General features: G+C 66.4%; 20 protein-coding genes and 2 pseudogenes. 14 read left to right on the top strand and 8 right to left on the bottom strand.

Annotation, left to right across the window (positions count from 1 at the left end; all coding sequences use genetic code 11):
* The first annotated feature begins 6 nt into the window (after window positions 1–6).
* Entirely contained in the window at window positions 7–1,026 is a 1,020-nt protein-coding gene (locus F7O44_RS19535; RefSeq protein WP_162451968.1) for an ABC transporter ATP-binding protein, read from the top strand.
* Window positions 1,026–2,033, top strand: a complete 1,008-nt coding sequence (locus F7O44_RS19530) for an ABC transporter ATP-binding protein (protein ID WP_162451967.1) — start codon at window positions 1,026–1,028, stop codon at window positions 2,031–2,033. Before F7O44_RS19535 ends, F7O44_RS19530 begins: the two co-directional genes overlap by 1 nt.
* Window positions 2,034–2,095: 62 nt before the next feature.
* Here the strand turns inward: F7O44_RS19530 and F7O44_RS19525 are convergent, their stop codons facing one another.
* Together F7O44_RS19525 and F7O44_RS19520 are read right to left on the bottom strand one after the other, a co-directional pair.
* The gene (locus F7O44_RS19525; RefSeq protein ID WP_162451966.1) at window positions 2,096–2,596 is read right to left on the bottom strand and encodes a dihydrofolate reductase; all 501 of its coding nucleotides are present in this window, start codon (window positions 2,594–2,596) and stop codon (window positions 2,096–2,098) included.
* Window positions 2,593–3,387, bottom strand: a complete 795-nt coding sequence (locus tag F7O44_RS19520) for a thymidylate synthase (protein ID WP_162451965.1) — start codon at window positions 3,385–3,387, stop codon at window positions 2,593–2,595. Before F7O44_RS19520 ends, F7O44_RS19525 begins: the two co-directional genes overlap by 4 nt.
* Window positions 3,388–3,489: 102 nt before the next feature.
* On the opposite strand from F7O44_RS19520, the gene dapA reads away from it, so the two are divergent.
* The gene (gene dapA, locus F7O44_RS19515) at window positions 3,490–4,422 is read left to right on the top strand and encodes a 4-hydroxy-tetrahydrodipicolinate synthase (protein WP_246221252.1); all 933 of its coding nucleotides are present in this window, start codon (window positions 3,490–3,492) and stop codon (window positions 4,420–4,422) included.
* Entirely contained in the window at window positions 4,419–6,107 is a 1,689-nt protein-coding gene (locus F7O44_RS19510) for an RNase J family beta-CASP ribonuclease (protein WP_162451964.1), read from the top strand. The genes dapA and F7O44_RS19510 overlap by 4 nt, the downstream gene beginning before the upstream one ends.
* A 50-nt stretch (window positions 6,108–6,157) precedes the next feature.
* On the opposite strand, the gene F7O44_RS19505 is transcribed toward F7O44_RS19510, so the two are convergent.
* A complete protein-coding gene (locus F7O44_RS19505; protein WP_162451963.1) occupies window positions 6,158–7,024 on the bottom strand; it encodes an alpha/beta fold hydrolase in 867 nt (288 codons plus the stop codon).
* A 231-nt stretch (window positions 7,025–7,255) separates the two neighbouring features.
* On the opposite strand from F7O44_RS19505, the gene F7O44_RS19500 reads away from it, so the two are divergent.
* The 5 genes and pseudogenes from F7O44_RS19500 (at window position 7,256) to rimO (ending at window position 13,193) form a co-directional block, all read left to right on the top strand.
* Window positions 7,256–9,781 (top strand): FtsK/SpoIIIE family DNA translocase, encoded by a 2,526-nt coding sequence (locus F7O44_RS19500; RefSeq protein WP_162451962.1) that lies wholly within the window; start codon window positions 7,256–7,258, stop codon window positions 9,779–9,781.
* An 89-nt stretch (window positions 9,782–9,870) separates the two neighbouring features.
* Window positions 9,871–10,479 carry a DUF7711 family protein gene (locus tag F7O44_RS19495; RefSeq protein ID WP_162451961.1) on the top strand — a complete coding sequence of 203 codons (609 nt, stop codon included), beginning with the start codon at window positions 9,871–9,873 and terminating at the stop codon, window positions 10,477–10,479.
* 127 nt (window positions 10,480–10,606) lie between these two features.
* Window positions 10,607–10,795, top strand: a pseudogene (locus tag F7O44_RS32345) (type IV toxin-antitoxin system AbiEi family antitoxin domain-containing protein); the annotation flags it as partial.
* 3 nt (window positions 10,796–10,798) lie between these two features.
* The gene (locus F7O44_RS19490; protein WP_246221251.1) at window positions 10,799–11,641 is read left to right on the top strand and encodes a hypothetical protein; all 843 of its coding nucleotides are present in this window, start codon (window positions 10,799–10,801) and stop codon (window positions 11,639–11,641) included.
* Between the two features lie 115 nt (window positions 11,642–11,756).
* On the top strand, window positions 11,757–13,193 hold the full coding sequence (rimO, locus tag F7O44_RS19485; RefSeq protein ID WP_162451959.1) for a 30S ribosomal protein S12 methylthiotransferase RimO: 1,437 nt from the start codon (window positions 11,757–11,759) through the stop codon (window positions 13,191–13,193).
* Between the two features lie 151 nt (window positions 13,194–13,344).
* Here rimO and F7O44_RS19480 read toward each other — a convergent pair whose 3' ends face one another.
* The 3 genes from F7O44_RS19480 to F7O44_RS19470 all read right to left on the bottom strand — a co-directional run bounded on the left by F7O44_RS19480 (window position 13,345) and on the right by F7O44_RS19470 (window position 16,154).
* On the bottom strand, window positions 13,345–13,545 hold the full coding sequence (locus tag F7O44_RS19480; protein ID WP_162451887.1) for a hypothetical protein: 201 nt from the start codon (window positions 13,543–13,545) through the stop codon (window positions 13,345–13,347).
* A 198-nt stretch (window positions 13,546–13,743) separates the two neighbouring features.
* On the bottom strand, window positions 13,744–15,426 hold the full coding sequence (locus F7O44_RS19475; protein ID WP_162451958.1) for a hypothetical protein: 1,683 nt from the start codon (window positions 15,424–15,426) through the stop codon (window positions 13,744–13,746).
* The gene (locus F7O44_RS19470; protein WP_187361491.1) at window positions 15,402–16,154 is read right to left on the bottom strand and encodes an ATP-binding cassette domain-containing protein; all 753 of its coding nucleotides are present in this window, start codon (window positions 16,152–16,154) and stop codon (window positions 15,402–15,404) included. Before F7O44_RS19470 ends, F7O44_RS19475 begins: the two co-directional genes overlap by 25 nt.
* 158 nt (window positions 16,155–16,312) lie before the next feature.
* Here F7O44_RS19470 and pgsA point away from each other — a divergent pair, with 158 nt between their 5' ends.
* From pgsA to F7O44_RS19450, 4 genes and pseudogenes are all read left to right on the top strand, one after another.
* Window positions 16,313–16,897, top strand: coding sequence for a CDP-diacylglycerol--glycerol-3-phosphate 3-phosphatidyltransferase (pgsA, locus tag F7O44_RS19465; protein ID WP_162451956.1), 585 nt, complete (start codon window positions 16,313–16,315; stop codon window positions 16,895–16,897).
* 46 nt (window positions 16,898–16,943) lie between these two features.
* Window positions 16,944–17,435 (top strand): CinA family protein, encoded by a 492-nt coding sequence (locus tag F7O44_RS19460; RefSeq protein WP_162451955.1) that lies wholly within the window; start codon window positions 16,944–16,946, stop codon window positions 17,433–17,435.
* 280 nt (window positions 17,436–17,715) lie between these two features.
* Window positions 17,716–17,985: pseudogene (locus F7O44_RS31245) on the top strand (helix-turn-helix domain-containing protein); the annotation flags it as partial.
* Window positions 17,986–18,130: 145 nt separating this feature from the next.
* Window positions 18,131–18,727: a flavin reductase family protein gene (locus F7O44_RS19450; RefSeq protein WP_162451953.1), complete on the top strand. Its 597-nt coding sequence runs from the start codon at window positions 18,131–18,133 to the stop codon at window positions 18,725–18,727.
* Window positions 18,728–19,016: 289 nt separating this feature from the next.
* On the opposite strand, the gene F7O44_RS19445 is transcribed toward F7O44_RS19450, so the two are convergent.
* Window positions 19,017–20,096 carry a LacI family DNA-binding transcriptional regulator gene (locus tag F7O44_RS19445; RefSeq protein ID WP_162451952.1) on the bottom strand — a complete coding sequence of 360 codons (1,080 nt, stop codon included), beginning with the start codon at window positions 20,094–20,096 and terminating at the stop codon, window positions 19,017–19,019.
* Between the two features lie 221 nt (window positions 20,097–20,317).
* Between F7O44_RS19445 and F7O44_RS19440 the strand changes: the two genes are divergently transcribed.
* Window positions 20,318–21,220 carry a glycoside hydrolase family 16 protein gene (locus F7O44_RS19440; RefSeq protein WP_162451951.1) on the top strand — a complete coding sequence of 301 codons (903 nt, stop codon included), beginning with the start codon at window positions 20,318–20,320 and terminating at the stop codon, window positions 21,218–21,220.
* 32 nt (window positions 21,221–21,252) lie between these two features.
* Here the strand turns inward: F7O44_RS19440 and F7O44_RS29690 are convergent.
* A partial coding sequence (locus F7O44_RS29690) for a hypothetical protein (RefSeq protein ID WP_222851511.1) occupies window positions 21,253–21,685 on the bottom strand: 433 nt, incomplete at its 5' end.

Genomic DNA, 21,685 nt, shown 5'->3' with positions numbered 1-21,685 from the left:
ACCTTTATGACCGGACCCGCGGTGGAGCCTGACGTGGTGCTCGCGCCGGAGAGTGAGCTGCTCGAGGTGCGTGACCTTTCCGTGGAGTTCAGGACCACCCACGGAGTCGTCAACGCCGTCAACGGGGTGAGCTTCACGCTCGGCCGCGGCGAGACGCTGGCGATTCTGGGTGAATCAGGCTCGGGCAAGAGTGTCACCGCGCAGGCGCTGATGGGGATCATCGACAGCCCACCGGGGTTCGTGACCGGTGGCGAGATCCGGTTTCACGGTGCCGATCTGCTGGCCGACCAGCAACTCCAGAAACGGGTACGCGGCCAGTCGATGACGATGATCTTCCAGGACGCGCTCTCGGCGCTGAACCCGGTGTTCACCGTCGGCTGGCAGATCGCCGAACAGCTTCGGGTGCATCGGAAGATGTCCCGCCGTGAGAGCCGGGCCCGGGCTATCGAGCTGATGGACCTGGTCAAGATCCCCAACTCGGCGGCCAGGGTGGACGACTACCCTCACCAGTTCTCGGGCGGGATGCGGCAGCGGGCGATGATCGCCATGGCACTGGCGCTCGATCCGGAGATTCTCATCGCCGACGAGCCCACCACCGCGCTGGACGTGACGGTCCAGGCGCAGGTGATGGATCTGCTGGAGGAACTGCAGCGGGATTTGGGTATGGCCCTGATCCTGATCACCCATGACCTCGGCGTGGTCACTGATGTGGCGCATCGGGTGGCGGTCATGTACGCCGGGCGGGTCATCGAACAAGGTGACGTCGCCAGCGTCTTCAAGAACCCGGCCCACCCGTACACCGAGGGCCTCATGACGTCGATGCCGCGGGTGACCCAGAAGGGCCAGCAGCTGATTCCCATCAAGGGCGCTCCGCCCAGCCTGTCGCGCATTCCAGCTGGTTGTCCGTTCCATCCGCGGTGCCCGTACATGCGGCCCGGTACCTGCGACGTGGATCCGCCGCCGCTGCGGCCGGTGCTTCCGGGCCGCCGGAGTGCGTGCCACTTCGCCGAGGAGGTGCTTTCGTGATGAGCGAGCCGCTGCTCAAGGTCGAGGGCTTGGTGAAGCAGTTCCCCATCGGCCGGAAACTGCTGGGGGCAGGGTCCATCGACACCGTGAAAGCCGTCGACGGCGTGTCGTTCGACCTGGCGCGTGGGGAGACCCTCGGTATCGTCGGTGAGTCCGGATGTGGCAAGTCCACGGTGGCCAAGACACTCGTCCGGCTCGAGGAACCCACCGCCGGCACCGCCATGTTCGAAGGTGAGGACATCTTCTCGATGTCCGCCAAGCGGATGCGCAAGCTGCGCCGTGAGGTCCAGATCATCTTCCAGGATCCCTACGGCTCACTGAATCCGCGGATGACGGTCGGCGACATCATCACCGAGGCGTGGGAGATCCACCGCGACGTCGTCACCCGCCGTGAGCGCAAGAAGCGCGCACAGGACCTGCTGGAACGGGTGGGCCTGGATCCGGGGATGGTGAATCGCTATCCGCACCAGTTCTCCGGCGGTCAGCGGCAGCGGGTCGGCATCGCCCGGGCCCTGACTCTCCAACCGAAGATCATCATCTGCGACGAGCCGGTCTCCGCGCTCGACGTCTCCGTCCAGGCACAGGTGATGAACCTGCTCGAGGAGATCCAGGACGATTTCGGGCTCTCCTACATCTTCATCGCCCACGACCTGTCCGTGGTCCGACATATCTCCGACCGGGTGGGCGTCATGTATCTCGGCCGGATCGTCGAGCTCGGCAACGAGGACTCCATCTACGAAAACGCCACCCACCCGTACACCCAGGCGTTGCTGTCGGCGGTGCCCAACCCGGATCCGGACGAGTCCGCCGCGTCGAAGGCCAACCGCATCGTCCTGGAGGGCGATGTCCCGAGCCCGGTCAATCCGCCGTCAGGGTGCAACTTCCGTACTCGGTGCTGGAAGGCCGACGAGCGTTGTGCCGAGGAAGACCCGGATCTGCTCGACCGGTTCAACCACGGTCACCCGTCCGCGTGTCACTACGCAGAGGTGCGCCAGGCCGCCATCTGACGGCGCATGCGAATCTGAGGACGCGTCCGGATCTGCGGGCGCGTCCGGCCCGCTCCCTGGGCTTACCGAGCCGCGCGCTCGTAGGTGACGAAGTCGAAGCCGTCCTTGCGTTCCCGGGCTACTTCCACCCATTCGGACCAGTCAACGGCGGGGAAGTAGGTGTCACCGGCCGGCTCGGCGTGCACTTCGGTGAGTTCCAGGCGATCGGCCCGCGCAAGAGTTTGCGCGTAGATTTCGGCGCCGCCGAACACGAAAATGTGGTCGTCGACGGCGGCGGCTAGCTCCAGTGCCGCAGCGACCGACGAGGCTACCTGAACATCGGCGGCCGACCATCCCGCTTGTCGGGTCACCACCACGGTTGTGCGGCCCGGAAGCGCGCGGCCGATGGAGTCGAAGGTCTTGCGCCCCATGACCAGCACATGCCCGGTCGTGAGCGCCTTGACCCTGGGCAGGTCACCGGGCAGCCGCCACGGCAGACCGCCGTCGACGCCAATGACGCCGTTGCGGGCGACGGCCGCGAGCAGCGTCACTGTGGCACGGCCGGACGGCACCGATGTGTTCATACCGCGATGGGCGCCTTGATCGAGGGATGCGGGTCGTAGCCGACCAACTCGACGTCGTCGTAAGTGAACTCGTCGATCGAGCGCCGGGCCGGGTTCAGCTGCAATGTCGGCAACCTGCGGGGCTCGCGTTCGAGCTGCGTGCGGGCTTGGTCGAGGTGATTGCGGTAGATATGGGCGTCTCCGAGAGTGTGGACGAAGTCGCCGGGTTCGAGATCACACACCTGGGCGATCATGTGCGTCAAGAGCGCGTACGAGGCGATGTTGAACGGGACACCGAGGAAGATGTCGGCCGAGCGCTGGTACAGCTGGCAGGACAGCCGTCCGTCGGCCACGTAGAACTGAAACAAGGTGTGGCAGGGCGGCAACGCCATGTCGTCGATGTCAGCGACGTTCCATGCGCTGACGATGTGCCGACGGGAGTCCGGATTGGTCCGGATCGCCTCGATGACCTGGGCGATCTGGTCGATGTGCCGGCCGTCCGGCGCCGGCCACGAACGCCATTGGTAGCCGTAGACGGGACCGAGGTCACCGTCGGGGCCCGCCCATTCGTCCCAGATGGTCACGCCGCGCTCCTGCAACCAGGATGCGCTGGTGGAGCCGCGCAGGAACCAGAGCAGTTCCAGGACCACGGACTTCATGTGCAGCTTCTTCGTCGTGACAGCCGGGAATCCGGCGTTGAGGTCGAAGCGCATCTGGTGACCGAACACGCTGAGGGTGCCGGTGCCCGTGCGGTCAGACTTGCTGGTGCCGTGGGACATCACGTGGTCGAGAAGGTCGAGGTATTGCCGCACCGTGGCAATTTAGCACCGCCCGGCCAACCGTCAGCGGCCGCCGTGCCGTAATTGGCATGCCGGAATGCAAGTCCGGGCCGGTGACGCGGTAACCTTCGGTGCATGGCCGACGAGCTCTTCACCCTCGCTGCGGCGACCACCGGCATGCCTGCGTCGGCGCCGTTCGGTCGCGTCACGACGGCGATGGTCACCCCGTTCGACGACGACGGCGGTCTCGACCTCGATGGTGCCGCGGCACTGACCGAGCATCTGATCGAGCGCGGCTGCGACGGTCTGGTGCTCAGCGGTACCACTGGCGAGAGTCCCACCACCTCCGACGCGGAGAAGGACGCGCTGTTGCGCGCGGTGGTCGATACCGCCAAGGGCCGGATCAAGGTCGTCGCCGGCGTGGGCACCTACGACACCCACCACTCGGTCGATCTGGCGCGCTCGGCCGAGAAAGCCGGGGCCGACGGCCTGCTCGTCGTCACGCCTTATTACAACAAGCCGCCGCAAGAGGGCTTGGTGCGGCATTTCAGCGCCGTAGCAGACGCCACCGGCCTGCCGGTCATGCTCTACGACATCCCGGGCAGATCAGGTGTCGAGATCGCCAACGAGACTCTTTACCGGCTGGCCGAACACGACCGCATCGTCGCCGTCAAGGACGCCAAGGGTGACATTTTCGCCTCCTCCGAGGTCATGGCCCGGACCGGCTTGGCGTATTACTCAGGCGAGGACGCACTCAATCTGGCACTGCTCACCCACGGGGCGGTGGGTGTGGTGAGCGTAGTCGCCCACGTCGCCGCCCGCGAATACGCACAGATGACCCGCGCCGTCGACTCCGGTGACCTCGCCCGGGCACTCCGGCTGCATCGGCAGCTCATACCGGCGGTGCGCGCCATCATGACCCGAACACAAGGAGCAATAATGGCCAAAGCGGCTGTCCAGGCACTCGGGGTCATCCCGAGCCGCCAGATGCGCTCGCCCCTTCTCCCCGCCACCGACGAGCAGGTCGAGCAGTTGCGTGCTGACCTCTCCGAGGCGGGAGTGCTGTGAGCCATCCGCATCCCGAACTACCCGAACCACATCCTCTAGCACCGAATGCGCTGAGGCTTGTCCCGTTGGGCGGCCTCGGCGAAGTCGGCCGGAACATGATGGTGTTCGAGCATGCCGGCCGGTTGCTGATCGTGGATTGCGGGGTCCTGTTCCCTGAAGACCACCAGCCGGGCGTGGATCTCATCCTGCCGGACTTCGACTACATCCGGGACCGCCTCGACGACGTCGAGGCCATCCTGCTCACGCACGGCCATGAGGACCACATCGGTGCCGTGCCATTCCTGCTGCGGGAGAAGGCCGACATACCGGTGGTCGGCTCCCGTCTGACGCTCGCCCTGGTGGAGGCGAAGCTCAAGGAGCACCGGATCAACGCCTACCAGCTCGAAGTCAAGGAGGGGCAGCAGGAGCAGTTCGGCCCGTTCGATGTCGAGTTTCTCGCTGTCAACCACTCCATTCCGGACGGCCTGGCGATGGCGATCCGAACTCCGGCCGGCGTGGTGCTGCACACCGGCGACTTCAAGATGGATCAGTTGCCTCTCGACGGCCGGCTGACCGACCTCAACGGCTTCGCCCGCCTGGGTGATGCCGGGGTCGACCTCTTTCTTGTCGACTCCACCAACGCCGAGGTGCCGGGATTCACACCCTACGAGCGCGATATCGCCGCCGTGCTCGACCGCACCTTCGCGGCGTCGCCGGGCCGGATCATCGTCGCATCGTTCGCCAGCCACGTTCATCGGGTGCAGCAGGTGCTGGATGTCGCGGTCCAGCACGGACGGAAGGTTGCTTTCGTCGGACGGTCCATGGTGCGCAACATGGGTATCGCCCGCGATCTTGGCTATCTGACGGTGCCCGGCGGCACGCTCGTCGATCTCAAGAGCATCGGCGACATCCCGCCGAATGAGATCGTCCTGATGTCCACCGGTTCACAGGGGGAGCCGATGGCCGCGCTGTCGCGCATAGCCAATCGCGACCACCCTGCCATCCGCATCGCACAGGACGACGTCGTCATCCTCGCCTCGTCCCTGATCCCGGGCAACGAGAACGCGGTGTCCCGCGTCATCAACGGCCTGACCCGCGCCGGAGCCACCGTGGTCCACAAGGGCAATGCCATGGTGCACACCTCAGGGCACGCTGCCGCGGGCGAGCTCCTCTACGCGTACAACATCGTCAAGCCGCGCAACGTGATGCCGATTCACGGGGAGGCACGCCACCTGACCGCCAACGCCGAGGTCGCCATCCGCTCCGGGGTACCCCGAGAGCGGGTAGCGCTGGCCGAGGACGGCGTCGTCGTCGACCTCATCGAGGGCAAAGCCCGGGTGGTCGGCGCGGTGCCGTGCGGCTACGTGTACGTCGACGGATCCAACGTCGGCGGGGTGGCCGAGGCGTCGCTGAAGGATCGACGGATTCTCGGTGAAGAAGGCTTCATCTCGGTTGTTGTGGTCGTCGACTCGGTGACCGGCAAGGTGACCGGAGGCCCGGAGATCCACGCGCGCGGGTTCGCCGAAGACGACAGCGTCTTCGACGAGATCCGGCCGGAACTCGTCAAGGCCGTGGAGCAGGCTGCCGTGGGCGGCAACGCCGACACTTACCAGCTGCAGCAGACCATCCGGCGCACGATCGGCCGGTGGGTTGGCGGCAGGCTGCGTCGTCGCCCGATGATCATCCCGGTGGTCGTCGAATCCTGACCCATGATCATGAACACTTCTTGACCATATTCGTCAACGATCGTTCATGATCATGGGAGGCGAAGTGGTCGCTCAAGGTGCTCGATGAGCAGGCGGGTCACCTCGGCCGGGCGTTCGAGCGGCGGCAAATGGCCGGTATCGGGCAGGTCGACGCGCGTGGAGCCGGTGATTCCGTCGGCGAGTAGGTCCGAGACTGCCTGGATGTAGCTGACGTCGGCGAGGCCGTTGACCACGAGCGTGGGTGCGCTGATCTCGGCCAGTCGCGTGATGGCCGGAGGGTCAATCCAACGCTGGGCGAGGGGAACACTGCGACTCCAGGTCCGCAGAAAGACGCCACGGCACATCTCGATCGCCTTCTCGCGGGTTCGTGCCGGGAAGTCGCGGACGTCTCGGTCGGGTCCCACCACCATGAAGTCGACCTGAGCTTCGGCCATCGCCTGGACGTCCGCCGGATCCACATGTGCTGCCGTACCGGCTTGGTAGCGTTCTAGCCGGTCGGCGGGCACCGCGTTGTGCACGCGCTGGCGAGCCAGTTCGAGCATTCCCTGTGGCCAGACGTGGCCGGACAAACCCGCGCAGATCAGCGTCAGGGCAGTGATCCTGTCGGGGGCGGCCAGCGCGGTGTCTACGGCGTACGCCCCGCCGTAGGAGGAGCCCACCAGGGCGGCCTGCTCGATACCGAGCGCGTCCATCTGCGCCAGCACGTCCTCGTGGTGGGCGACCTCTCCGTGAGGCTCGCCGGATTCACCGTAGCCGCGCCAGTCGTAGCGGATGACGTGATGCGTCGCCGACAGCGCCGTGAACTGGTGGTCCCACATCCGGCGGTCGGCGACGCCGGCATGAATGAAGATGACCGTAGAGCCGGCCCCGGCCTCGTCGTAGGCCAGGTGGCTTCCGTTGATCTCGATACTCGCCATGTTGAGACTTTAGGTTCTCCGCACGGCGCAGGCTCCGGATGTTCGCGCTCAGCTGCGCACCCCTGCCGAATGATCATGTTTGGTAGGTCTTCTCGCGCGTCAACAGGGCTGTAGGCATGGTGACGCGCGAGAAGACCTACCAAACATGATCATTCGGAGACGGCGGAAAAAGGGGCACGCCGGGGCGTGTGTGACTGAAGATGCGAGTGTGTCGCGTGTAGCCTGATCTTCATGGTGACCCGCACGACCAACGCTCCTGCTGCCTCGTCGCGGTCGCGTAGCACGTCGGGCGCCCCGAAAAAGCGCCCCGCGGCAGCACGCGGCTCCACCCGGCGTCAGCCTGCCCGCCGCCCGCCCCGCAAGCCGGCCCGCCCAGGCGCGGGAATCCGCTTGTTCCGCGCCATCGGCCGGGCGATCGGCGCGATCTGGATGGGGCTCGCACACCTGATCGGTGGATCCGCGAGGAAGGTCGGCTCGACCGCCCGCGAGATCCCGACCGAACAACGCCGCGACGGCGCCGGGCTGGCGCTGATCGGTGTGGCCGTGGTGATCGCCGCCGTCATGTGGTGGTCCGTTGACGGCATGATCGTCGGGATCATTCACGACGTGGTCACCGGGGCAGTGGGTACGGCCGGCCACGTCGTCCCCGTGCTGTTGGTCATGGCAGCCTGGCGGCTGCTCCGTCGACCCGATGCGAACCGCCCCACCAGCCAGCAGGTGGTCGGCTGGACGTTCCTGTCCTTGGGGGCACTTGGGCTCGCGCATATCGCCGGCGGAATGCCCAGGCCGGTGGACGGCGCCGAGGCACTGCAGAGATCTGGTGGCGCGGTCGGGTATATCGCCTCCACGGTTCTGGCCGACTTGCTGACGGTGTGGGTCGCCGTTCCGTTGCTCATTCTGCTGACCTTGTTCGGCGTGCTCGTCGTCACCGGAATTCCTCTGTACGAGGTACCCGGATACGCCATGGCGGTGTGGGACCGGGTCTCGGTCGTACTCGGCTTCCGCAGGCTCGAAGGCGAAGACGAGGCCCGCCCGATCAGCCCGCGTCGTCGTAAGGAAGCCGGTCTAGAGCCCACCGACGACGAGCCGTACGACTCCCCGGTGATCCGTGAGAAGCCGAAGACCAGGAAAGGGCTGAAGAAGGCCAACGACGCGGAGACACAGCCGGTTCCGCCGCCGCCCACGACCGACGAAGAGACCACCACCGAAGCCACGACGGAAACGGCGATCGAGGAACCACCCCCGCACTCTCCGGTTCCGCAGCGCGTCGAACAGCTCGCTCTGTCCGGGGACATCACCTACACGCTGCCCTCCGGCGATGTATTGCGGCAAGGCAGTACACACAAGGCGCGCACACCCGCCTCGGACGCGGTGGTCGATTCACTCATGGGGGTCTTCGAGCAGTTCAACATCGATGCCGAGGTCACCGGCTACACGCGCGGCCCCACCGTCACCCGCTACGAAGTGGAGCTCGGGTCGGCGGTCAAGGTCGAGAAGGTCACCGCGCTGTCGAAGAACATCTCCTACGCCGTGGCCAGCGCTGACGTCCGTATTCTGTCGCCGATCCCGGGGAAGTCGGCGATCGGCATCGAGATCCCGAACAGCGACAAAGAGATCGTCAGCCTGGGCGATGTCCTGCGCTCGGCGGTCGCCCGTAAAGATCACCATCCGATGGTGGCTGGCCTGGGCAAGGACGTCGAGGGTGGGTTCGTCGTGGCGAACCTCGCGAAGATGCCTCACCTGCTGGTGGCCGGAGCGACCGGGTCCGGTAAGTCGAGCTTCATCAACTCCATGATCACGTCGGTGCTGATGCGCGCCACCCCGGACGAGGTCCGGTTGATCATGGTAGACCCCAAGCGGGTGGAGCTCTCCGCTTATGAGGGCGTTCCACATCTGATCACGCAGATCATCACCAACCCGAAGAAGGCGGCAGAGGCGCTGCAGTGGGTCGTCCGTGAGATGGACATGCGCTACGACGACCTCGCCGAGTTCGGGTTCCGGCACGTCGACGACTTCAACAAGGCCGTTCGGGCGGGCAAGGTCAAGGTGCCCGAGGGCAGCGAACGGGTGCTCACGCCGTACCCGTACCTGCTGGTGATCGTTGACGAGTTGGCCGATTTGATGATGGTGGCGCCGCGTGACGTCGAAGACTCCGTGGTGCGGATCACCCAGCTGGCGCGTGCGGCCGGAATCCATCTAGTGCTGGCCACCCAGCGCCCGTCGGTGGACGTGGTGACCGGGTTGATCAAGGCTAACGTGCCGTCGCGGCTGGCGTTTGCGACGTCGTCGCTCGCCGATTCGCGCGTCATCCTCGACCAGCCGGGTGCGGAAAAGCTGGTCGGACAGGGCGATGGGCTGTTCCTTCCGATGGGCGCGAGCAAGCCGATCCGGGTCCAGGGCTCGTGGGTCACCGAGAGCGAAGTCGCGGCAGTCGTCAACCACTGCAAGGAGCAGTTGCAGCCGACCTACCGCGAAGACGTGACGGCACCGGCCACTGCCAAGCGGGAGATCGACGAAGACATCGGTGACGATCTCGATCTGCTGTGCCAGGCGGCGGAACTGGTCATCAACACGCAATTCGGCTCGACCTCGATGTTGCAGCGCAAGCTGCGGGTGGGATTTGCCAAGGCGGGCCGGCTGATGGACCTGATGGAGAGCCGCGGCATCGTCGGGCCCTCGGAAGGATCGAAGGCCCGTGACGTGCTGATCAAGCCGGACGACCTCGAAGAGGTGCTGGGCACGCTCCGGGGCGAGTAAATACGTTCCGCCCGCGTTGGGGGCCTCGGCCCCTTGGGCTCACGCGCCCGGCGGAATACTCGCTGGAGCGGTTGGTGCAGGATGGTGCCGTGCATCGGAAGACCGCGGTTCGTCGCCTACGGACCATCGCTGAGCATTGTGACAACGTCAACCGCTTTCCGGACGACGAGCCGGTGTTGATCGGTGCGTACGTCTTCGGAGAACTCCTGGACACGTCGTCGGATGTGGATTTCCTCCGGATGGCGTTCGTGCTCGACGCCCCCGCGGGAGAGCTGACCTGGTGCTCGAGGCCGCAGTCCTATGGCTGGCTAGAGCACATGCTCGAACTGCACAAGACGTCGGTCGCATGGTTCTGGCGGCCCTCGGTGTGGCCGGTGTGGAACCACTACATCAAACGTCCATTGCGTATATGGTCGATCGACGGTGCCGAGTCCGAGGCGTTGGACGCCCTCGCCGGCGGCGATGCCGAAGCCTATCGGCTCCCCGCGCCATCGCCGGAAGCCGAAGCCGAACAGCTTCACGAAGAACTGGCGGCAAGCCGGGCTCACCTTCGTCACGTGCGAGAGCACTACTGGGGCAGGGAATGGCGTTCCCAGCACAAAGGCAGGGGCACGTACCCGGAACACCATATGTGGAACGCCGTGGATGGCTATTTCGATCTGCTCGATGCCGTGGACGGTGGCCAGCGGGCTGAGTGACAGGCGACGAGCGGCCCACCGATGCGAGGTACGGGTGCGTCGCCGGGTACTCAGCCTTGGGGGATGGCACGCCGAGTACACGTTGCTTTAGGCCGGATTGCGCTTTCCAACGTGTATTCAGCGTGCCATGTCGGCCGGCTGGCTTGTGGAAAAGCTGTGGGCAGCGGTTTGCCAGCCGACAGCCTCCAGGGAAAGATCGGCTCGCATGACGGGGGTGCCAGGGGTCCATACGGTCGCGGACCTGTATTCGCGCGGCATGTCGAGAAGCGCCATTGAGCACGCGTGCCGCACGGGGCGGATCGTTAGGGTTCGACGCGGTGTGTACTGCGAGCGCGCGGCATGGGAGGCGAGTGCGTCGTCGTCAGCGCTCCGCCATGCGATCGAGGTATGGGCGGCGATACTGGCGCTGGGCAGGCGGGGGTGGGCTAGCGGCTACTCCGCGGCCTTGCTCCTCGGGCTTCCGGTGCCCAAGGGCCAGCCTGAGGGCGTCGAGATCTCCTTGCCACAACGCTTCCACGGCCGGCGCGGCTACCGCGGAATGCGAGTGCGGACCGCGTCCGTAGCGAAGGGGGACGTGTTCGTCCTTCGGGGCGTTCCGATGACGGTGCCGGCCCGTACTTCATTGGACATCACCCGCAACCACGGCTTTCCCGCTGGTCTCATCGTCGCTGACGCGGCGCTTCGCAACGACGTTGTCCGGCCGGGGGAGCTCGACGAGATGGTCGAGGGCATGAAGGGATGGCGCAAAAGCAGTCAGATGAGGCTGGTGGCAGAGCACGCATCGCGCACGCGTGAGTCGCCCGGCGAGTCTTTCTCGTACGCCGTCTTCGTGATCGCCGAGTTTCCGCTTCCGGAATGCAACGCGTGGGTCGTCGGTGAGGGACACGGGGGCGTGCGGTCGGATTTTCTGTGGCGACGGCACCGCCTCGTTGGCGAAGTGGACGGACATCTCAAGTATCGCGACCCGCTGTGGGGCCCGCCGGAGCGAGTGTTGCTCGATGAGAAGAAGCGCCAGATGCGCATCGAGGAGGCGGGGTTCGTCGTCGTGCGATGGACACCGGCGGAAGCGGTGAACGAGCCCGGTGCCGTGCTCCACCGCATCGTGCGGCAGTCCACGATCGCGGCGCGGATGTTCGGGGTCCCTTGCATCTCAATGCCGTGAAGCCGGGCGGGATGGCACGTTGAGAACACGTTGTTCCAGGCCGGATTGCGCTTTCCAACGTGTATTCAGCGTGCCATGCTCCCTGTGAATAGCCCTCGGGTAGCCTTGGTGCCAAATGAGCGAACACTCTGTCGCAATCGTCACTTTGGGCTGCACTCGTAACGAGGTCGACTCCGAGGAGCTGGCTGGTCGCCTCGACGCCGGTGGTTTCACCCTCGTCGACGATCCCGCCGAAGCCGAAACCGTGCTGGTCAACACCTGCGGCTTCGTGGAGCAGGCGAAGAAGGACTCGGTCGATTCTCTGTTGGCGGCCGCCGATCTGAAGGGCGAAGCAGCTACCAAGGCTGTCGTCGCCGTTGGCTGCATGGCCGAGCGCTACGGCAAGGAACTCGCCGATGAGCTGCCCGAGGCCGACGCCGTTCTCGGATTCGACGACTACACACAGATCGGGGAGCGCCTGCGCGGCATCCTCGACGGCAACCAGCACGTGCCCCATGCTCCCCGGGACCGCCGCAAGTTGCTGCCGGTCGCCCCGGTTGAGCGGCAAGACGCGGCAGGCTCGGTGCCGGGGCATGGCACGGCGGTGGCGGCCCCGGACCTTCCGGACGACGTCGCGCCCGCATCCGGTCCACGGGCGGTGCGGCGGCGCCTGGGCGACGGGCCGATGGCGCCGCTGAAACTGGCCAGTGGCTGTGACCGGGTCTGCTCTTTCTGCGCCATCCCGATGTTCCGCGGGTCGTTCTTGTCACGACGCCCGACCGACCTGCTGGACGAGGCTCGCTGGCTGGCTGCTCAGGGGGCCAAGGAACTGTTCCTCGTCAGCGAGAACTCGACGTCGTACGGCAAGGACCTCGGCGACATCCGGTTGCTGGAGACGTTACTGCCGGAGCTGGCTGCCGTCGACGGGATCGAACTGGTCCGGGTTTCCTACTTGCAACCGGCCGAGATGCGTCCGACGCTCATCGAGGCCATGGCGACGACGGTCGGTGTGGCGCCGTACTTCGATCTGTCTTTCCAGCACGCCAGCTCCTCGGTGCTACGCCGAATGCGACGTTTCGGATCCACCGAGCCATTCCTCGAGCTGATCGAGTCGATCCGTCAGATAGTTCCCGAAGCGGGAATCCGCTCGAACGTCATCGTCGGTTTCCCCGGTGAGACCGAGGACGATGTCGCCGAGCTGGAGGACTTCCTCTCGCGGGCTCGGCTCGATGTAGTCGGGGTGTTCGGCTACTCGGACGAGGACGGAACGGAAGCGGCTGGGCTGGACGGAAAGGTCGACGAGGACGAGGTCGCGGCCCGGGTGGAACGGGTCAGCGCCCTGATCGACGATCTTGTGGCCCAGCGCGCCGAGGATCGGGTCGGCACCACCGTCGACGTCCTTGTCGAGTCGGTCGACGGGGAGATCGTGGAGGGCCGAGCCGCGCACCAGGGGCCAGAGGTCGATGGCTCGACAACTCTGACAGGTATCAGCGCGCAGGTGGGTGACATCGTGCGGGCCGTCGTCACGGGCAGCAGCGGCGCCGATTTGACCGCCGCCCCCGTCACGGGATGAAGCGGGCGGGCGCGCTGTACTTCTCACTCCGCCTAGATGATCATGTTCGGTAGGTTATCCCGTGCGTCACCATGCCTGGAGCCCTATTGGGGCCCGAGAAAACCCACCAAACATGATCATCTAGGGAGCGCGGTGGGCTGGGTGGTGTGGGCTACATCCAGTGCTCGGCGGGCAGCTTGCTCTCGATGTCGCGCACATGAGCGCGTGCGCAGCTGGGGCAGAGCCAAATCCGGCGCCCGGCCCGAAGCTCTGCGGCCCACGCCAGGGCCTCGGACGGGGAGTCGTCGTTCATGATCCGGCCACAGCTCGAGCAGGACACCGGCGGAAGCGATTGAGCGGGTTGGGCGTTCACGGGGCCAACACTAGGGTCGCCGCGCCGGGCGCGCACTACGAACGGCATCGGGTGAGTGGCCAATAGTTTCTGGCCGATCATCGGGGTCCGTTTCGCGGTGATTCATCCTGGTCAAACGTGCGCACGCCGTTGCCACCCGTTCCGCGAAGCAGGCTGAAGGCCGACTTGCGTGGCGGGGTGGTCCGTACCTGTTCGGCCTCAGGTTCGTGTCGGTGTGATCCGGCGCAGCAGTTCTGGGCCGTGCTCGTCGAGGTACTTGCCGCCGATTCGGCAGCCGAGCCGGAGCAACAACAGTCCGTACACCGGGCCGGCGATCAACAGCGCCCAACCGAACTCTGCGCGCCACCACAGTGCGAAGCCCAACAGCAAGTAGACCGGCAGGGACAACAGTCCCACGGTCAGTCCGCCGACGAATTGCTGCATGACCACGACGACGTTCCCGCCACCTGGCGTGATGAACGGATTCGCGCTGGCCGGCGGGGCCGGAAACGCGATGACGACGCTGGTCACGGAGGCAAAGGCAAGACCGACGAGAACCGTTGCCACCGACGCGCCGAAAGCCGCGGGGAACAGGTCAGGGCGCTGAACCACCATGCAGGTGGCGCCTGCGGCAAGCCCGACGACCGGCAGCGCCCACACCGCCGTGCCGAGTGCCCGGCCCGCGCGGTCCACCTGTCCGGGCAGTGATACGGCGAGATGGGTCCACAGGGCACTGCCGTCGTAGGCGGTGTGATTGAGCATCATCAGTCCGATGAGCGTGCCGACACCGGGCCCGGCCATCACCAGAACCTCGTCCCGGAAACCGGCGATCGACGGCCCGGCCACGACGCCGGCCAGGATCACCGGGATGATCAGCAAGCTCACTCGCTGGCGAGGGTCTCGCCACCACAGACGCAGGATGCGCTCCGCTACGGCGCCGGTGACCGTCGGTGGCAAGAACCAGCGTGCCCACGCCGGCGTCAGCCGGTTGCTGCCCGGTTCCTTTCCATGCGGCCTCCGGGTACCTGAACCGGCCGCGGCGCCACCGCTTTCGAGCGAGCGACGCATCGCTTCGTTCCACGCAACCAGCAGGATGACGACCGCGGCCGCCATGATCAGCAGCCGGATGAAGCCAAGGCCGGCAGAGCCCTCGACTGCGTCGTGCGGCGCTGCCCAGGCGGCTCCCAGCGGGGTCCACGCGAGCACACCGGCAATCTGCTCGACGACCTCGCGGGTGGCCAGCTGTGCCATGGAGGGGAGCCCGAACTGGAGCAGCACGACAGAGCCGACCAGAAGCATGCCTGCCATCGACACGAGATCGCGTACCCGCCGCGACCGGAACACTCCCGACAGCGCGGTGGTGACCGCCCGGCTGACGACCACGCAGAAGACGGTGGCCAGGAGTGCGCCTGCAGCCGCGTAGAGCACGGGAAGCACGCCCCGGGACCAGGTGACGACGGTCGCGGTAGAGACGAGCAAGGTAGCCGCGGCCGGGATGCCGATGAAGCCGGCCGCGAGCATGCCGGCCAGCAGCTTCTTCCGGGACAGCGGTAGCAGAGTGAAGCGCAGTGGGTCGATCGATTCGTCGATGCCGAAGATGAGCACCGGCAGAAGCACCCAGCCGATCAGGACGATGCTGCCGCCACAGACGAGTACCAAATAAGCATCGGCTGCCGCGGCGTTGCGTAGCTGCGCGACGAGGTAACCACCGGTGACCGTTATGCCGATGCCGGCCGCGCTGCCGATGAGGCCGGCGATGAGCCGGGCATTGGAGCCTTTGAGGCTGTTGCCGATCAGGCGCAGTTTGAGTCCGACGAATAGTGCTACGACGGCGGCCGTACCGGCTGGGCCGCTGCTGTGCGCGGGACGGCCAGCTGTCAGCCCGGCGATTGGCGCAGCCATGCCAGACCTTCTCCGAGCTCTCGGTGTCCGCCGACGAGGCTGACGAATCTGTCCTCGAGCGACCCCGTGCCGCGCACGTCGTCCAGGGCGCCGGAGGAAAGAACCTGACCGCCGGCGATGATGGCGACGTGATCGCACAGTTGCTCGACGAGCGCCATGACGTGACTCGACACGACGACGGTGCCGCCGTTCGCGGCGAACGAGCGCAGGATACTGCGGATGGTGGCGGCCGAGACTGGGTCCACCGACTCGAACGGCTCGTCCAGAGTCAGGATGCGCGGCCCGTGGATGAGCGCACAGGCGAGCCCGATCTTCTTGGTCATACCGGCGCTGTAGTCGACGACGAGCGTGTCACCCGCGTCGGCCAGGTCGAGGACGTCGAGCAGTTCGGCGGCGCGTTGCTGGGCCAGCTCCCGGTCGAGACTGTGCAGCCTGCCGATGTACTCCAGCAGCTGAGCCCCGGTGAGCCGGTCGAACAGGGCGAGGCCGTCGGGCAGCACGCCGAGCAGCCGCTTGGCTGCGACTGGATCGGACCAGACGTCGTGCCCCAGAACGAATGCGGTGCCCGCGTCCGGGCGCATCAACCCGGTGGCCATCGACAGGGTCGTGGTCTTGCCTGCACCGTTCGGACCTACCAGGCCGAAGAACGAGCCGGTGGGAACATCGAGATCCAAGCCGGCCACGGCGACGGTCTGGTCGAACCGCTTGACCAGACCGCGTAGCGCCAGTGCCGGTGGGCCGGCTGTCCCGGCAGATGCGTCCGGGCGTTTGGCGTGCTGTGTGCCTGGAGCCGAATCGGTGTTCACCCAGATCACACTATTCTGCCGCGAACGTGGCGCGAACACCGATCGCCGGAACCGGGACGACGAGGCACTAGGCTGGCGGCGTGCCCGAACTTCACCGTCCTAAGCCGCAGCCACCCAGCGTGTGGAATCTGGCGAACGCGGTCACGGTTGTTCGGTTCCTGCTGGTTCCGCTCTTCGGCTGGCTGTTGCTCCGCGCGGGCGGCGCCGACGACGCCTCCCGGATCGCCGCCTTCGTGACGTTCGTGCTGGCGATGGCCACGGACCGAGCCGACGGCGAGCTTGCCCGCCGGCGTGGGCTCATCACCGATTTCGGGAAGATCGCTGATCCGATCGCGGACAAGGCGCTTACCGGCATGGCCTTCGTCGGCTTGTCCATTCTTGGCGAGCTGCCCTGGTGGGTCACGGGGTTGGTGCTCCTGCGGGAGTGGGGGATTACCGCCATGCGCTTCGTCGTGATCCGCTATGGCGTGATGCCGGCGGGGCGGGGCGGCAAGGTGAAGACCGCTCTACAGGCCGTCGCTCTTGGGTTGTACGTGCTGCCGCTGGCCGCGGCGTTCGAGCCGCTGCAAATGGCCGCGATGGCCTTGGCCGTAGCTGTGACGCTGATCACGGGGGCCGATTACGTCTTGCAGGCCATCCGGCTCCGCGGCAAGAACCGCACGTGATCATGAACACCTGCCCGGGTGACAGTCAGGGGAAAGGTTCATGATCATGGCAAGCGCGGAAGGCGTGGTCGAGGCGCTGCGCGAGCGGGGGCTGACGGTGGCCACGGCTGAGTCGCTGACCGGCGGTCTCGTGTGCGCCCGGCTGACCGCCGTACCCGGAGCATCAGTGGTGGTCGTCGGCGGGGTCGTGGCTTACGCGAACGAAGCCAAAGAGCGCATCGCCGGTGTCGATCATGCCGTCCTGGCCGAGCACGGGCCGGTGGCGGCGGAGACCGCCGCCGCCATGGCTCAAGGGGTGCGGGAACTGCTGGGGGCGGGGATTTCGCTGGCCACCACCGGTGTAGCTGGTCCCACGGAGCAGGACGGGCATCCCCCTGGCACCGTGCACGTCGCCGCGGCGGCGCCTGATGGCACGGACGTGCGGTCGTTCACCGGTGGCGAGTGCTTGCGTGGTGATCGCGCGGCCGTGCGGGAGCGCACTGTGTCCGTGGCGCTGGAGATGCTACTTTCCGCCGCGCTTCGTGCCTCACCTAAATGATCATGTTTGGTGGGTTTTCTCGTGCGTCGACAGGTCTGTAGCCATGGTGACGCACGGGAAAACCCACCAAACATGATCATTTAGGTGAGGGCTAGCAGTCCGGGTGACGGGGAGCGATCGGCGTTTCCCCTCGACGGATCGGCGAGGTGGCAAATGCGGGAATGCAGGAGAGCTGCGACACGTTATGTTCTCGTGAACATGCCTCCGGGATGCGTTCTTACGATCGGGAGGTACGGTGGTACAAAGCAAGTGTCGAGACCGACCTTGAAAGGGGTGGCCCATGGTACTCGTCAGGCGCCTCATCGGTGACGTTATCCGACGCCGTCGGGTCGCTCAGGGCCGTACCCTGCGCGAGATCTCAGCAGCCGCACGAGTCAGTCTCGGTTATCTGTCGGAAGTGGAGCGTGGCCGCAAAGAAGCTTCGTCGGAGCTTCTTGCCGCGATATGCCAGGCACTCGACTTGCCGATGTCGGAGATTCTCCGCGAGGTCAGTGACGAGATGATGCGGGTCGAGGCGGCGGCAGTGGGAGCGCTCACCGAGCTTCGCCCACGTACCGACGCCCGCAAGCGCGATGTAGTCGCCGTCGGCTGATTGAGGTGCGCGGGACAGAACTACCCGGTTCAACTAGCGTGCCGATACATGCCCGCGGCCCTGGCTCAGGGAATGCGTGGTTCCCCAGTGGTGCTACATCAGTATGAGTACTCATCCGGTTCCGGACGATGAACGCCCGGCGCGGTCGAGGCTGCATGCCGTAGCGATGCGCGGCGACGACCCCGGCAACGACCCCAGGCCGGATGTCGAGCGCGAGTTCCGCAACGCCATGGCCCGCCTAGCCGCAGGTGTGGGCGTGCTCAGCACCCTGGATCCGATCGGGCGGGCATGTGGGCTCACAGTCACGGCGGTTTCGTCGGTGTCACTCGAGCCGCCGCTGGTGCTGGTCTGCGTGAAGAAGGACGGCTTCATCCACGACGCGCTGTTCGTGGCCGACGGCTGGTCGATCACATTCCTGGCCGCCGACCAACTCGACGCGGCTCATTACTTCGCCCGGCACCGATACCCGGGCGACCGGGACGACTTCAGCCCGTGGCGCACCAGCAGAGCCGATTCGGGTGAGCTGATCCTGACCGGTGGAATGGCCGCCGTCACCTGTGTGCCGCACGAGATGGTCGATGCCGGCGACCACAGCGTTGCCATCGGCCGGGTAGTGCACATTCCGGAGCACATGACCGGTGAGACACCGCTGATCCATGGCGATCGCGCTTACTTCGCGCCTGGTACCCCACTGGCATAGCCCCGCTCCCACGGGGCCGGAGCCTACAAGCCTGCACTCCACGTGCGGCCCAGGCCACCGGCCCCTCGCCAAGGATGAACCACTGACGTCCAGCGTGCGCTGTCCGTCTGATCCGGTGCTCAGCTCGCTAGGGAAGTATCTCGTCGACCGCGCCATTGAACGGATCGGCCCCGTCCGGCTGCTGCCCGATGTGAATGCCGGCACGTGCGCCCGACGATGACGAAGATCAGCGTGACGCAGCCCCACATCACGAACACACCGAGGGCAAGGCGCCGGGCGATCATCTGTGTCATGCCGACCGTCCGGAGCCGACCGGCGGTGGTTGAGCGATGGTGTCGCCGGGGACGAACGTGGCGGGCAGGGAGATCTGGCGGGGTTGCCCGGTCTGGTCGTCGAGGAGGTCGAGCAGCACCCGTACGGCTTGGCGGCCCATGTGAGTCCGGGGGAGTGTGAACCGCGTCCAGTCGCGGCCGGAGGCGTGCACCAGGGCCGGATCACCAAGCAGCGCTACCGAGCAGTCGCCCGGCACCCGCAGGCCGGCCCGGCTGGCGGCTGTTTCGACCGCGGTGATGGTGGCGTCGTCCTCAGTGGGCTCGACCAGCAGAGCGGTGATCCCGCTGGCAACCCACCGCTGAAGCATCGCGGGGGTGATGTCGTCCGGATCGTGAACCAGGTGGATGAGTGACTCGTCTATCGGGATCCCGGCCTCGGCCAGACCTTGACGATACCCGGCAGCGCGATCGCGGGTGGGTTCTTCGCCGTCGGTCACCTGCAGATAGAGCATCTTGCGGTGTCCGAGGCCGATCAGAGTCGTCACGATGTCGCGGGTCGCCGCGGTGTAGTCCACGGCCACATACGACAGTTCCGCGCCGGGCACCTCACGCCGTCCGATGAAGACGAATGGGAAGTCTTCTTGCACCAGGTGCGCGAGATCTTCGCGATGCAGGTGACGGCCGAGAAGCACACATCCGTCCGCCACTTTCAACCGGTTGGCCCCGCGGGCATAGATCCGGCGGTCGCCTCCGGACCCGGCGGAGCTGAAGAGGAGCAGATCGTAGCCCTGGGCCGCGGTCTCCTCCTCGACGCCGAGGAGGAACGGAAAGTAGAAGTCGCGCTGGTCCACGGGAAACACCGGCTCGAACGTGTAAAGGCCGAGCAGGTGGTTGCGTCCGCCCTTGAGGCTGCGTGCCGCCGCGTTGGCCGAATAGCCGAGCTCGGCGGCGGCACCGAGCACCGCCTGCCGCGTCGATTCGGCCACGTGCTCGCTGGCGGCGCCACCGCTGATGACCAGGGAGACCGTCGCCTGAGAGACGCCGGCCCGGCGTGCGATGTCCACCTGGGTGGGGCGACGCCGGCGTGCAGGAGTCATGTTGGAGGTCCCGTCGATCGGTGGGCGAGCCGAGAAGAAGAACGGAGTATTAATACGTATGAAATGAAGTTCGCATCACATTAACGGCAGATTTCGGCTGTCGTCAAGAGTTCCGCGGCCCGGCGTGAACCTGGTTCATCATCGGGTTGTCCGGATGTGTTCCGTGATCGGTACCACGCTGGGATATGGTCAGTTGCAGCGACGACTCGGGGGCGTGGCACATGAAGAGTGCCGTGATAGCGGTGGCGGCAATGTTGTTCGCCCTGTTGACGGTGCCCGCGTCGGCGCCTCATGACGATCCCGCTGACGTTCCTGGCTGGGGCCTACCGGCCTGGCGCGACGAGTTCTCGGGCGACTCTGTCGACCCGGAGAAGTGGACCGTGTGGGATCGATCCACCCACGGCAACTTCTCGTTCGACTGGGGCGACCTATCTGAGCAGGCGGTATCGGTTCAGGACGGGATGTTGCGCATCCGGTTGAGCCAGTTGGACACGCCGGTCTACTCGGGTGGGCGGGAGCGCGGGTGGCGCACCGGAGCGTTGGACACCCAGGCCACCCACAACGAGCGCTGGGGTCGCTGGGAGATCCGTGCGAAGATCCCCACGACCGCAGGTGACAGCAGTGGTGTGTGGCCGGCATTCTGGCTCCGGAACGCGCCCGCGCTCGGCGAGATCGACATCTTGGAGTCCTGGGGAGACCCGCCACAGCGCCCCCGAAGCCCTGACCTCACCGAGACGTCCACCTTGACGCTGCACGAGCGCACCGTCGCGCCGCACGGTGAGCGTGCGGCCTGGACGTATGAGCACGGCGTCGCTGAGCTGTCCGCGCCTTACACGACCGCCTCCGGATTCCACACATGGACCATCGAGTACACGCCTGCTGAGTTCAAAGCGTTCTTCGACGGCGTGCTGGTGGCGCATGCCACGCCCGACGGCGCCGATGGCACGACCGCGCTGCCATGGGTGTGGGGCGAGACCTTCGACAGCCCGTGGTACATGCGGCTGAACCTGGCAATGGGCGATCCGTACTGGACACCTGATCCGGTGCCGGGGAACCCTCACTCGGTTATGCCGGCCGACTTCCTCATTGACTATGTACGCTACTGGGCTCTACCCGAACCATGAGGTGTTCTCGCCGGGAAACGGGCGATGCCGGGTCAGGCGCGCAGCCGGAGCCCACGTGGGGTTGCATAGAAGCCGGCGTTGGTCAGGGCATCACCGAGAGGGGTGGAGGTGATGTTCTCGCCGTCGGCGCGCTCCACCCGCAGACCGCCGAGGCCGCCGCGCTGGACCGTGCCGGCCAGCGCCTCGGCGGCGAGCTTCAGAGACCGCGGCTCCTCGGTCCAGGACAGCAGGGTGCGACCACCTCGCTCCACGTACAGCGTGAGTTCGCCGTCGACGAGAACCACCATGGCACCGGCCTTGCGGCCGGGACGGTGCCCGGTCTCGGTCGCGGGCCCGAGGGCTTCGCGATCGGGCCAGGGTAGCGCCGCACCATAAGGGTTGGCGGGGTCGGTCGCGGCGAGGACGACGGCGCCGTCGTCCTGGGACCCCGCCCCCGCCGTGGTCGGGGGGTCCCTGCGGGGCCGG

It is taken from the genome of Phytoactinopolyspora mesophila (assembly GCF_010122465.1).
Lineage (GTDB): Bacteria > Actinomycetota > Actinomycetes > Jiangellales > Jiangellaceae > Phytoactinopolyspora > Phytoactinopolyspora mesophila.
Note: the sequence above shows the minus strand (reverse complement) of the source record. Positions and strands in the feature narration are given on the sequence as shown.